Here is an 11,950-nt window from a genome sequence, read left to right as displayed (position 1 = left end):
TGGCCCACGGGCCGTATCTCTCAGGCACATCCCGCCACGCGACCCCGGTCCGGAACTTCCACACGATCCCGTTCAGGACCGTCCGGTCGTCCAGCTGCGGCCGCCCCAACACAGGCCGGAGCGGTGGTGGTTGGGGCGTGTCTTGTGGTGACCGCGTGTGCTGGCAGCGACCGCTCGGCGTACAGGAGGATCGCCGCGCCGGTCAGGACCGTGAGCGCGAGGACCGTCCACAGGTGCCATTGCCCGGCGTCCAGCAGGAATCCCAGCAGCATGGGCGCGATGGTGCGGCAGACCGACCAGGACAGCTGGTAGACCGACAGGTACCGTCCCCGCAGGTGATCGGGGGCAGCCTGGACCGACAGGCCCTGCGCGGGGGCCGAGTGGAGGAGTTCGCCGGCGGTGTAGAGCACCGCGACCGCCAAGACGGCGACTATAGCCTCCGGGCCGCTGACGAACTGGGGAAGGACCGCGAAGGCGGCGAAGGAGAGCGCGAAGACAGCCGCGCCGAGGGCGGCCGCACGCGTGCGTCTGCCGCGCAAGGTCAGGCGGGCGGCGGGGACGCCGAGCGCGGCTATCAAAGCGGTGTTGACCGCGAAGACGGACCCTGCCAGGGCATCGGGCATGCCGACATCGCGGGTGAGGAAGACCGGCAGGGCCATGGCCTGGGTGGTGTAGCCGAAGGCGATCAGGAAATTGGCAACGGTGATGAGCAGGTAGGGCCGGTCTGCGAGCACCTGCCGGTACCCCTCCCGCGCTTCGGGCCCCTTGACGTTGCTGCAGACGTTTGGCAGCCGGGCGACCAGTACCGCGGCGACGGCGAAGACCACGGCCAGAATCTCGGCGGCGGCGATGAAACCGGCGGTGCCGTTCAGCACCAGCATGCCCGCTGCCGCAAGGCTGCCGCATCCCATCCCGGCGTTGCGAAGGCTGCGGTCCCACGCCAGGAGCCGGTCACGGTCGGCGCCTTCGGCGATCTCACCGATAAGGGCGTGCTGGCTGGGCACGTTCAGGGGCGCCCTACACCCTGTCCGCAGGCGATCTCAGTCGCAGCATCCTGGTCACCACCGGCGCAATCACCAAGCGCGTCGACCGGCTCGAAGCCCGCGGCCTGGTCACCAGGACCATCGCCGAGACCGATTCGCGCGGACGCCTCATCACCCTCACCGCCGACGGCGTCGCACTGACCGACGAGCTCATCGCCATCCACCTGGACAACCAGCGCAGGCTCCTCGCCGGCCTCGGCGGGGATGAACAGACTCAGCTCGCCTGCCTGCTCGAACGACTCGCCTCAACACTCACCGCCATTGATTGATCACCCGCAGGCAATGAGCAGGAGGTAGACATTCCTGCTTCCCATGAGCAGCTCCCCGGCGTCGGTCAGCCGCTGCCGTGATCGAGCGGGCAACCCGGAAGCTTCCCGACTTCGACGACACTGTCGCTGAGCTCTGCTGCTGAGGGTTCGACAGATCCACGGCCCCCGCGGGAGCGGGGACCCAGGCGGGACCTCTGTGAGTTACTCAACCCCGGGCGACAACGCAGCAGGGGCTCCGCCGGGAACTCCCGCCAGAGCGGCTTGGCGATCCACCGTGCAGCGGCTCCCCGACCCGCTACGAGAGCACCACACCGCGCCGCAGCACCTGCAATCTCGCCGCCGCGCGAATGATGCGCTGCGGTGCTCACTTCGGCTCGAGGCGCCTGGCAGGTGTCCGCCCGCCCTGCACCGTCCCCAGTCCCGTGCCGACTATCGCCGCATCGGGGCCTCCCTGCGAGCGGGGAGTCTTCTCCCCTACTCGGCGTGGCTCGATGGTGCGGGGGTCAACAGCCTCACCGGGGGCGCCTTCCTGGTAGAGCCCGTCGGGTTCCGAGTCACGGTCGTGTGGGAGCAGGAAGAAAACGCGGCGGAGCTGGAGTCCGCTGTCGGGGTCGGCTTCAGCGTGTTCGTCGAGTTCGCTGTAGCCGACCATGCGGCCGTCGCGCGCATAGCGCGGCTTCCCTCGGCGTCGGGCGGTCTTGTCAAGTGCTTGGCGCACGTAGTCGAGATCGTCGGGGTTCTCCAGCCACACCACAGTGCTTTCGTGGAGGAGGTCGCTCTCGTTCAGCAGCGAGCTCATGGCTGCAGCCCCTTTTCGTTGGCGTTGTCCGGGTGGGTGCGACGGGGTAGGTCCCATGTCGGGGCACCGGGTCCATCGTAGAGATGTGCGGTGTCAGTGCGAAGGGCGTGTGGACTAGACATCTGCGGGCTCGGATTCGTCTTCGGCCAAGAGAGCCAGTCCGGGGTAGTACTTCTTACCGCTCGACTTCATCATGTCGGCCGGCGAGGCGAGCGAGAGCTCTTGCCGCACTCGGGTGGCGAAGGCGCGCGCGGTCGCCGGGCGGATCCCCTCGCCTGTGCTGCACCAGCTGCTGTAGGCGGCATAGAGCAAGCCTTGTTCCACCTTGAGGTCACCTGTGCCCCGGTCGCTGCTGCGGCCGGTTGTGCCGCCGGTGACGCAACACTCGGTGAGGAAGCGGCCGATGTGATCTTCGGTAGTCGCGTACGCCTGGGTTGCTGTGCGGACGGACGCAGGACCAGTCAGAGGGTCGCGGGTGGCGAGGTAGCGCTGGGCCCCCTCGATGAGCCAGTGCAGGATGCCGGGGCCTTCGCTCTGGACGAGCTCTTTGGCAAGGTTGTCGATCTTGCGCGCCGCGGGGACTACCCGCTCGAAGGGGATGAGGCGGATGCGGCGCCAGAAGGCGTGTCCCCCCGTGCCGACTTCGGGACGGTGGTTGCCGAGCAGCCAGAGCTTGTGGGTGGGGTTGAAGCTGAAGAAGTCCTGTCGCATGCGGCGGGCCATGATGCGGTCGCCGCCGGTCAGGAGCTTCACCCGGGACTCGTCGAATTTGTCGTTGGGCTTGAGCTCGCTGCACACCACGATGCGTCGGCCGTGGAGCTCGGTGAGCTCCGTGGAGTGCTCAGAGAACTTTCCCTTCTCCATCAGGAAGCCAGGCGGGGCCGCCTGGGCGTAGTCGCCCAGGATCTGCGTCATGACGTCGAGGAGGACCGACTTGCCGTTTGCGCCGGTCCCGTAGAGAAACGGCAGGACCTGCGCACCGACGTCTCCGGTGATGGAGTAGCCAAGGAGGAGGTGAAGGAACTGGATGGTCTCCAGCCCCTTGGCGTCGTCTCCGAAGGTGTCGTGCATGAAGCGGTGCCAGCGGGGGGTGGGCAAGGCTTCCGGCGCAACGCTCGTGGCGCGGGAGTGCATGTCTCGTTCGGGATCCGGCTTTCGAAGAAGGCCAGAATGCAGGTCGACAACACCTCCCGGGGTGCACAGCGCGTACGGGTCGCCATCCAAGACGTCTGGGTCGAGAGCCAACGCAGGCGACGCTTTGGCCTGGGTGAGCATCGCCTTGATACCGGGAGTGGACATCGACCGTCGTCGGTGCGCGGCCAGGTCGCGGTCGCTGAAAAGGCCCGCAGGGTCGGTTGAGGGCATCTGCTCGGCCATGTCTCCGGCCGCCCACACCGCCGACTTCTCCCCTCCAGTGCGCTTCCATCGGTACTGATCCCAGTGGTACCAGCCAAGGCCCTCGACGTGACGGAACTGGTCTCCGTACATCACAGCGAAGAGCTTGGCATTGCCTCGGTCGGTGAGGAGGGCCGGAAGCTGGCCGACGGGCCGGATCGGCTCATGCACCGAGGCAGTGCGCTGCTGAGCAGGCAGGTTCACCGACCCTTGCAGTTCCTGGAAGTCGAGCATCTGCTGGGCGGCGGCTGTGGCGTCAAAACGCGTGCCGTCGGCGCTGCTCATGGGCGTCCTTTGAGGTGAAGCGGCCGGCTCTGACCGGCGGACAGGGCAGAGGTGATGACGACATGGCTGCGGTGGCTCTGGTGAGGGCGTGCGACATCAGCGGCTGATATCAGGAGCTCGCGGGCTCTGGAGTCGGTGAGGTGTCCGGAGGCAACCAGGCCGCCTGCGGTGTAAGCGGCTCGGTTCAGCTTCTCGGTGAAGCTGGCTCCGTGCGTCACCACGGCGCAGTTCTCCACCTCGGCCAGCAACGGGTCCAGCAGGCGGTGGGCGGCTGTGCTGTCGGTTTTCGTCGCGCGACGTGCTGCTGGCAGCGCAGGGTGGGTGGTCCTCTCGGCTACCACGTGCCCTGTTCGCTCCAGCTCTGCGGCAAGCCAGTCCGGGAGCGGGGCAGGAAGTCGGGCTGATCCGACTGGAACATACGTGCCTGCGGGCGTCCTGGTGGCCGGGGCGACGATGTAGCCACCGGTAGCTCGGATGTCGACTTGCCATGCAAGAGCCACTCTCGGACTTGAACCTGTCGACGAGCGGTAGCGGATTCCGGACAGTGGGATCTGGTACCAGATGTGGAGGCCGCCCGAAGGGGTTCTCACTCGCAGGGTCGTTTCGTCCTCCGCTGGGTTCGGCTGTTTCCGGAAGGCGGCGAGCAGGGCCAGTGTGTCGAACCCAGAAGTCAGGCCTGCCAGGTTGACACGCTCATGGATCGCGATGCCCGGCAGAAGCCGCATGCGGTCGGGGACTTCTGCGCTGTGCGCGTCAACGTCGAGCACCACGAGTCCCGCCGGGCCACACGAGACCCCGACTCCGGAAGCCGGCTGGGCGCCCCACCAAGTAGCCAGCCTGGCTGCCTCGGTGGTCGCTGCGTGAAAGCCGTGGCACCACTTGCCGCTGGCGATGCAAGCGCAACCTTTCGGAGGGTGGTCCGCAGAGCGACAGGCGTCGCAGTTGGCCGCAGGTGTCTTCCGCCCGGGCGCAAGAGGATGCACAGGCCAGCCCTGTGAGGCGCACCAAAGAGCGACATCGAAGGGACTGACACTCACCACTGGCGCTGTTCTTCTGGTCTCACCCTGGCGCGGCACGCAGATCGTCCTTGTCGAAGGGGCCCTAGAGTTGATTCAGTCTCTTGGTAAAAGACCTGGTCAGGCGGCCAGAGCCCAGCTGCAAGGGACTGAAGGGACTGAGTTTCCCAATGAGAGCCAGAGCCTACCGCAGGGGGTTGGTCTTCCGTTGCCGTCGCATCAGTTCTTCAGTCCCTTCAGTCCCTTGCAGGCCTGCACCAGGAAGGGCTAAGTGGGGAGCCCGTGAACATGTCCCTCCTTGCGGCCCGGGCGTGTCGGGCACACCAAGGGCATGGTTCGGTCCCTGCAAGGGACCGAACACATTCAGTCCCTGTCCAGTCCCTCCCATAAAAGACCAGGTCAAAGGGATCCGCCTCATCACGGAGGGACTGAAGGGACTCAAAGGTGCTAGTTATGAGCCGTCCAGTGTCATGTTCCGTGTCTACGCGCGCGCATACACACACACGCATGTAGAGGGAACTGGCCTTTTCAGTCCCTTCAGTCCCTTCAGTCCCCCTGTAGCTCCACAAACCCCCTCCTGACCTGCGGGTTTAGCGCCAGCCCTCAGAGGGACTGAAACAGTGGGGCGGGAAAGCCTGGATCCGCGGGTCCCTCCCGTGCTCTCAGGCAGCAGCGCGTCGACCGGGTCCGCAGTCCCGAGAACCGGCGTGAGGATCGACTGGAACGGCCCGCAGTAGCGCAGCTGGTCGAGAGTGGTGACACCAGCTCGAAGTGCGGTGGATGCGAGTGCGGGGTCGCTGGCGGCGAGGCTGCGCAGGTCGGCGATCCTGCGGACGAGACGCTCTTCGGAGGCGCCGGTCAGTACGAGCAGGAGCCGGGGAACGCCGGGTATCGGTAGCGCCAGGCCGGAAGTGCGGCCTGGCGCCGGGGCCGCTATTGGCCTTTGCGGTCTGAGGCTGGGGCGCGTACTCGTGGTAGGCGGCGTACGCGTACAACTTCTGGGCGAGGGGGGCGGTCGTCATCCGGGTGCGGTTGACCTCCACGAAGAACGTGAGCAGGGTGCGCTGCTTGGCCGCGGTGTGGACGTAGCTGGGGACGGCATCCGGGACGAGGCACAGCTCCTCCCCCGGCCGGGATTCGTCGCGGTGGTAGTGGGCGATCTCGGGTGACCAGTCCAGGGGACCGCACTCGTGGCCGAGGTGGCGGGCGTGCTCGACGAACGCCGCTCCGGCTTCGACGACCGCGAGGGTGTGCTCCTGGAGCGGGCCGAGGGCGGCCTCGGGGCTCATCCGGTACGCGGACCGGGAAAGCTGGGGATGATCTCAGCGTCCGGGTGCTGAGGGTCTCCTCCACCATCTTCGCGAGGTCGTCAGCGGCGATATACACGGCTTCCAGCTCGACTCCCCTGGCCACACACCGGCCGGCAGCGTGAACGCATCACGCTCCGGCCCAGTTCTCGCCGCAGTGCTGCAATGACCACGGAAGCATGACAAGAGAGGCCGACGGTGGTGCCTCCTCCAAAGCCTCGGGTAGCTATTCCGAGGGGGCGGCGGCCGTGCGGTGAAGAACGTGCTTGTCGAGGACGATGGTGTTGCTGCGTAGGACGGCGCCGTGGAGGTCAGTGAGGTTGCCGTCGAGGTGAATGGTCCTTCCCTCCGTGCGGTAGGTGCCCGTGTTGACGCCGATCTTGAACGCGGGGCAGTTGTCCAGGTTGCAGATCACGTTGTTGATCTGCTCGAAACGGCCGTCCGCGGTGAAGGTGAGCTCCTGGATGTAGAACGTGATTCCTGGGCGGTTCTTGTCGACGGGCTCGGTCCACTGCCCTGTCAGCCGGGCCTGGCCTGCGGCCGGGGCCTCCGCTCCCGCCACTTGGGCGGCGGCCGAGCCGCTGGTGGCCAACATGGCGGCCAGGAGCAGCAGTGTGGTGCCCAATGCTGACTGGATCGTCGTCTTCATCTGCGCGCTCATTCCTTGTTCGTCGGTCCGTGGAGGTTGCAGCTGGGGCCGCTTGCGTGACTGGGTGTGGAGGCACCCTTCCTTCGGCGCATGCCGCTGGACAGCCTCCATGCTGAGTACTGTCGGCGTTGGCGGGCCCGACCGTATCCATTCAGATGCCGGCCCCGTTCCACCTCGACAGGGACCGCGTCTCGTTTCGGTTGCTCCCCGGACGCGGTGAACACTCCACGCCAACCACAGGGGACAGAGAGAGCGGGTCCCTTCCGATGTCCGGCGTGAGGCACGCTGGCGGACACGGATTGGCCGAGAGCCACCGCGCTCATCACATCGGCAGCCACGTCCTGCCCGAGAGGCTTCCTCTGATGCAGGCCCTGCCTCCCTCAGCCATGGCGACGGCCGCCGAATTGTTTCCCGCCGTTGCAGTTTTGGATGCATATCCGGTGCGTAGCCCATACCGTCCGCTCCGCCGTCAAGAAGCATCTGGTGCACGAGTACGACGTCAGCTGGTGATGGTCCTGCGCGCTGCCCCGGTCCCTGCCGATCCGGCCGGACCGGGGCGGTTGGCTGCGTCAGTGACACCGAGCTGGTGGGAGGGCCCGAACCGCGCCCGGTACGAGGACCCGTTTCGCCATCCGTCGCTGCGGCTGCTCGAGTACGTCCGGCGGCAGAATGCAATTCTGGACGGCGCCGATCTTTCCGGCTGCCCCGCCTGCGGCGCTGCGCGGCCGGGTGACGGCCGCGACCAACAAGATCGAGGCGTTCAACGGCTTCTCGGACTGGGTCCGCGTCGGACAGCGCGGCACGGTGAGGGCGAACGACCCGGTCGAGCAGGAGAAGGACGTGAAGTTCGCCTCTCTGCTGGCCAATCTGGTGATCTTCCACAACACCCTGGACATCGGGGACGTGGTCTCCGCGATCTACAGGCTGAGGGCGAGGTCATTCGGCCCGCTCGACCTGGCTCAGATCTCCCCGTACCTGACCGAGCACATCATGCGTTTCGGCGAGTACTCCACCCACGAACTCGGCATCACCCTGGACGACTACGACGCCCACCTCGACGTCGACTTCATTGCGCTCGGCAAAGACGTGGCGGAGGCCGCCCGCTGAGCCGGTCTCAGACATCCCGACGCCGCACGACTACCACGGCGACGGTCACCGAGAGGAGCGCCCAGGCGGCGAGTGCGATCCAGGAGCCCGTGATCGTGGCCGGATATTCGCCCAGGCTGGTGTGGCTGTCGGGGTTCAGCGCCAACCGGGCCTGCGCGGCCAGCGGCAGGTGGTTGCCGATCTCCTTCAAGAGCCGGTACCTCTCGCCCCCGAAGAGCATGGGCAGGATGAAGAGCATCCCCACGACGGCGACGATCGAGGCCGTGGCGTGTCGCACGACGGCGCCGAACGCCAGGCCGATGAGCGAGCAGACCGGGATGACCAGCGCGTATGCCGCGACAGCCCGCAGGCAGCCGGGGTCGTTGATGGAGAGCCCGACGTGGCGGGAGGCGAGCATCGCGTTGGTGGTGAAGAACGACGTCACTGAGACGATCACACCAAGGACGAGCGTGATCGCCGTGACGAGGGCCACCTTGGCCGTGATCACCGCGCGCCGGTCGGGGGTGGCGGCGAGCGTGGTGCGGATCATTCCAGTGGCGTACTCGCCGAAGACCGTGATGGCGCCGAAGCTGGCCGCGGCCAGTGCCATGACGTCGGCCGCGATGCTGCCCAGGCCGTGGAACAGCGGGTCGTACCTGTAGAGAGGGAGGCCGGGGATCGGGGGATGCGGTTGGTCGATGTACGTCAGGTCGGAGTGAACGGCGTTCACGTTGATCGCGATGGCGACGACGGCGCTGAGCGCGAGCACCCAATAGGTCGACCGGAGGGACCGCATCTTGATCCACTCGGCAGCGAGCAGGTCGGTGAACCTGGCCACCGGTTCGGCGGCGCTCGCGGACGGCCGGGTGCCAGAGAACGTCATGGTGCTCATCGGGCTTCTCCTGCGAGGTATTCGACGCTGTCGGCGGTGAGGGACATGAACGCCGACTCCAGGGACGAGGTGTGGGTGGCGAGCTCGTGCAGCACGATGCGGTGCCGGTGGGCGAGGTCGCCGAGCCCGCTTGCGGTCAGGCCGGTGACCCGGACCGCCTGGGAGTACGTCTATGGCGCGCTTCGCGCCGGAGCGAGCGGCTTTCTCGTCAAGGACATGCCGCTGAAGACCATCCTCGAAGGGATCAGGGTCGTCGCCGCCGGAGACGCCCTCATCGCTCCGAGCGTCACCCGCCGTCTCATCGAGGAGTTCGCCGCACGGCCAGAACCCGCCTCCGCCCGCCGGGTGGTGGCGGACGGCATCACCGACCGGGAACGCGAGGTCCTGACCCTCGTCGGCCGTGGCCTGTCAAACACCGAGATCGCCGAAGAGCTCACCATCAGCGTGGCCACCGCCAAGGCCCATCTAGCACGGCTCTTCACCAAACTCGACGCACGCGACCGGGTCCACCTCGTCATCCTCGCCTACGAGATCGGCCTGGTCGCTCCCCCACGGTGAGGTTCACCCACTGATGACAAGGCCAGTGACAGGCCACCCCCACAGCGGCGATGCCCGATGCTGGGGCCACCGACGAATCCCCGATGAATGGGACCGCCGAGCCTGCGTACCGGTTGGGAGGTTCGCGGCGTCCTTGCCGAGGTGCTGCCGGGCGTCGATTTCTCACCGAGCGGCTGGGGCGACTACGAGGGGCCAGGTTCTCGAACAGCACGCCGGTCAACGAAGCCGACGGCGCCCACCAGCCCGTGCGGGCCTCGCGGTCGAAGGAGGCCCTGGAGCCATGGGCCTCCTTCGAGACCGGACCGGGAGACTTCCTCACCGCAGACTCTGCCCGGTCGGCCTTGGACGCCTGGCGGGCGTACCGCGATCGTGTGCTGGACGACGCGCTGGCCGCCGCCGGCCTCGCGCGGTGACGACAACCTTTGGGCCCGCCTCCCGCGCCCGTATCGAGATCGACGCCCAGGAGCTCGAGGAGATCCCGAGCGAGTCCACCACGAGGACTCCGCCAGGACGGCGTCCTCGGCTCCCTCGCGCAGTTGCTCACCGTCGCCGCGCACGCGACCGTCTCCGAGGCTGGGCACCGTTTGATGATCATCGGGGTCAGCTGCCACGATCATCTGACGATGCGACAGCCTGACGCATTGGTCCCGATGAGCCAGGGGGAACGGGAATGCAGTTGAGGTCCGGCGGTTCGAGGGCGGCGGTTGTGATGGCGCTGGCGGCCTCCGCTGTCGCCTGTGGAGGTGGCGGCTTCGATACCGCCGGGGAGAAGCCGCCGACTGCGGAGAAGACGGCACCAGGTGCGGTAGCGGGGTCGGACAAGCCGAAGGGCGGCAAGGCGGACTTCGACACCGTGTTCAACACCGAGGACCGGATCCGACAGGCGCTCCCCGACCCAGGGGCGATGAAGGGCTGGAAACCGAAGACCGGCCGGGCGAACATCGAGAATCAGCCCAAGTCCGCAGCGGAGTGCGGTCCAAACACGCATTGGGACTGCACCAGCATCGCGAACGGCTTGGCGGCATTCGAAGAGGTCGGCGAGACCGCCGCCTTCAACATCCACGCCTACGCCGACAAGAAGGCCGCTGAGGCCGCGTGCCGCAAGGAGAAGGACTGGTCGGTTGACTACACCAAGGCGGAGGTGGCACCCGTCACCGGCGTCGAGAGCCACGCGTACTACCGCAACGCCGGCGGCTTGGACACCCTTTTCCTCACCATGTGCCAGGGCACGGTCGTCGCCCAGGTATACGTTTATGGGGGAGGCAGCTCCCTGGACCCGGCCACCGTCCATTCCTTGGCCCAACTTTTCGTCCCCCGTATCCAGAAGGCTGCCGCAGCCTCCTGAACCAATCAGGGCCGAGATCGGCGGAGCCGCCGTAGGGCTCGCCCCGGACGGGCGTTGCGGTTGGCCGCGGCGCCTCCCGTTGGACTAACCGCACTCCCCCGGGTCACCAGGGCGCGCAGGCCCGGAAGCCCGGGATATCGCTTCCTCCTGGCGCCCGCTGGGTCATACGCCATCGTCCTCGGCACCACCGCCCGCGTCCTCGTCTACTCGAGGAGGGACTGACGTCAGTAGTTGGAACCCTCGAAAGCCGACTTCTAACTCACAGCGGCCGCCGAAGGCCGCTTACTCCTTCAAGGCGGGACCCTCGCGCTCCTCCTCGCCCACCGGATAGAAGAGGAAGAACGTCATACCCGATCCCGTTCTCCGGATCACCACCGGCACCGGCGGGCCCGGCCCCTTCCTCGATCCGCGCGATGTTCGAGGGCCCTCGTGCTGATCGCCGGACTCATAGAAGCCTGCACCAGCGGGCGGTCAGGGATCAGGACGTGCGTAGCGCGGCTCAGGAGACCGGTCTGGCCGGTGATCTCCTGTGTATCGACGCGGACAACACCGCGTGGCTCAAGGGCATTGTCCCCAACCATGGCTGGCCCGAGTCGACCTGGTCGGGGAAGAGGGGGCCGAGGATGCTTGGCTGCTCGCCCAGCACGCGGATCGTGGTCCGCAGTTCCTGCAGCTTGCCCTGGAGTTGCTCAGGGAGGCTGTTGAGACCGGGCGGGCGTCCCATCGCCATCTCGCTTACCTCACCGACTGGTGTCTGGTCGGGGCCGGCGAGCCTCAGGTATCCGGGATGCGGTCAGCGGCCTGGAAGGCAAAATCCTGAGGCTGTGCCCAGCTGCGGATCCGCAAGTCTCGACGCCCGGCGTGAGGCAATGGGGCTGGAGCCGTCGGCGGCGTACGACCGCCGCATGCGCGGCCAGGAGTAGCGACCGGTGCGTCAGTGCCACGCTCACCTCACCGTGCGGAGCAGACCGGTCTGGTGGAGGGCTGGGCAATCTGGTGCTCCACCAGCCGCCTTACCCGGGTGCCCCGCCTGTCCTGCACGGTGCTCCTCCCCCAGCTTTCCGGGCCGATGTAGCGAGGTCATCGACTGTCCCGGGTTGAGGGCCCATGTCCGGCGGCCGTATCCCCGTTGGCCGGGCCCGGTGAAGCTGCCCAGTGCGCCTTGGCTCTGCTTCTGGCAGAAGGAACCTGTGTGCATCGCCCGCTTGGAGCGGGATGCGGACGCACCGCAGGCTGGTTGGCCAGTCTGTTTGCGGTGATTTAAGTGCCTGTTGTTGCTGTGTGGGTGCTAACGCCGTTAGCACCC

The 11,950-nt window shown here is 67.2% G+C and carries 10 protein-coding genes and 3 pseudogenes; 5 read left to right on the top strand and 8 right to left on the bottom strand.

The annotated features are described in order from the left end of the window. Together ACWGIU_RS15340 and ACWGIU_RS15335 are read right to left on the bottom strand one after the other, a co-directional pair. A partial coding sequence (locus tag ACWGIU_RS15340) for a transposase (protein WP_453705992.1) occupies positions 1–112 on the bottom strand: 112 nt, incomplete at its 3' end. 55 nt (positions 113–167) lie between these two features. Further along, positions 168–881, bottom strand: a pseudogene (locus ACWGIU_RS15335) (MFS transporter); the annotation flags it as partial. 140 nt (positions 882–1,021) lie between these two features. Here ACWGIU_RS15335 and ACWGIU_RS15330 point away from each other — a divergent pair. Beyond that, positions 1,022–1,312: pseudogene (locus ACWGIU_RS15330) on the top strand (MarR family winged helix-turn-helix transcriptional regulator); the annotation flags it as partial. Positions 1,313–1,676: 364 nt separating this feature from the next. Here ACWGIU_RS15330 and ACWGIU_RS15325 read toward each other — a convergent pair. From ACWGIU_RS15325 to ACWGIU_RS15305, 5 genes are all read right to left on the bottom strand, one after another. Further along, positions 1,677–2,111, bottom strand: coding sequence for a DUF6009 family protein (locus tag ACWGIU_RS15325; RefSeq protein ID WP_453705990.1), 435 nt, complete (start codon positions 2,109–2,111; stop codon positions 1,677–1,679). 114 nt (positions 2,112–2,225) lie between these two features. Beyond that, entirely contained in the window at positions 2,226–3,791 is a 1,566-nt protein-coding gene (locus tag ACWGIU_RS15320) for a DNA primase family protein (RefSeq protein WP_453705988.1), read from the bottom strand. After that, the gene (locus ACWGIU_RS15315; RefSeq protein WP_453705986.1) at positions 3,788–4,867 is read right to left on the bottom strand and encodes a bifunctional DNA primase/polymerase; all 1,080 of its coding nucleotides are present in this window, start codon (positions 4,865–4,867) and stop codon (positions 3,788–3,790) included. The genes ACWGIU_RS15320 and ACWGIU_RS15315 overlap by 4 nt, the downstream gene beginning before the upstream one ends. Positions 4,868–5,469: 602 nt before the next feature. Then, the gene (locus tag ACWGIU_RS15310) at positions 5,470–6,096 is read right to left on the bottom strand and encodes a replication-relaxation family protein (RefSeq protein ID WP_453705984.1); all 627 of its coding nucleotides are present in this window, start codon (positions 6,094–6,096) and stop codon (positions 5,470–5,472) included. Between the two features lie 244 nt (positions 6,097–6,340). After that, the gene (locus ACWGIU_RS15305; protein ID WP_453705982.1) at positions 6,341–6,763 is read right to left on the bottom strand and encodes a hypothetical protein; all 423 of its coding nucleotides are present in this window, start codon (positions 6,761–6,763) and stop codon (positions 6,341–6,343) included. A gap of 669 nt (positions 6,764–7,432) precedes the next feature. Here ACWGIU_RS15305 and ACWGIU_RS15300 point away from each other — a divergent pair. Then, positions 7,433–7,870 (top strand): Tn3 family transposase, encoded by a 438-nt coding sequence (locus tag ACWGIU_RS15300; protein WP_453705980.1) that lies wholly within the window; start codon positions 7,433–7,435, stop codon positions 7,868–7,870. A gap of 7 nt (positions 7,871–7,877) precedes the next feature. On the opposite strand, the gene ACWGIU_RS15295 is transcribed toward ACWGIU_RS15300, so the two are convergent. Then, positions 7,878–8,741 (bottom strand): ABC transporter permease, encoded by an 864-nt coding sequence (locus tag ACWGIU_RS15295; RefSeq protein WP_453705978.1) that lies wholly within the window; start codon positions 8,739–8,741, stop codon positions 7,878–7,880. A 162-nt stretch (positions 8,742–8,903) separates the two neighbouring features. Here ACWGIU_RS15295 and ACWGIU_RS15290 point away from each other — a divergent pair. The 3 genes and pseudogenes from ACWGIU_RS15290 to ACWGIU_RS15280 all read left to right on the top strand — a co-directional run. Further along, a pseudogene (locus tag ACWGIU_RS15290) lies at positions 8,904–9,299 on the top strand (LuxR C-terminal-related transcriptional regulator); the annotation flags it as partial. A gap of 245 nt (positions 9,300–9,544) precedes the next feature. After that, a complete protein-coding gene (locus tag ACWGIU_RS15285) occupies positions 9,545–9,712 on the top strand; it encodes a hypothetical protein (protein WP_453705977.1) in 168 nt (55 codons plus the stop codon). Positions 9,713–9,969: 257 nt separating this feature from the next. Then, on the top strand, positions 9,970–10,644 hold the full coding sequence (locus ACWGIU_RS15280; RefSeq protein WP_453705975.1) for a hypothetical protein: 675 nt from the start codon (positions 9,970–9,972) through the stop codon (positions 10,642–10,644). The last annotated feature ends 1,306 nt before the right edge of the window (positions 10,645–11,950 follow it).

The organism is Streptomyces sp. NPDC054840 (assembly GCF_053611065.1).
Note: the sequence above shows the minus strand (reverse complement) of the source record. Positions and strands in the feature narration are given on the sequence as shown.

Excerpts from the sequence above, each read along its gene's own strand:
- ACWGIU_RS15325 (WP_453705990.1), bottom strand. The coding sequence starts at position 2,111 with ATGAGCTCGCTGCTGAACGAGAGCGACCTCCTCCACGAAAGCACTGTG.
- ACWGIU_RS15320 (WP_453705988.1), bottom strand. The coding sequence starts at position 3,791 with ATGAGCAGCGCCGACGGCACGCGTTTTGACGCCACAGCCGCCGCCCAG.
- ACWGIU_RS15310 (WP_453705984.1), bottom strand. The coding sequence starts at position 6,096 with ATGAGCCCCGAGGCCGCCCTCGGCCCGCTCCAGGAGCACACCCTCGCG.
- ACWGIU_RS15305 (WP_453705982.1), bottom strand. The coding sequence starts at position 6,763 with ATGAAGACGACGATCCAGTCAGCATTGGGCACCACACTGCTGCTCCTG.
- ACWGIU_RS15300 (WP_453705980.1), top strand. The coding sequence starts at position 7,433 with ATGCAATTCTGGACGGCGCCGATCTTTCCGGCTGCCCCGCCTGCGGCG.
- ACWGIU_RS15295 (WP_453705978.1), bottom strand. The coding sequence starts at position 8,741 with ATGAGCACCATGACGTTCTCTGGCACCCGGCCGTCCGCGAGCGCCGCC.
- ACWGIU_RS15280 (WP_453705975.1), top strand. The coding sequence starts at position 9,970 with ATGCAGTTGAGGTCCGGCGGTTCGAGGGCGGCGGTTGTGATGGCGCTG.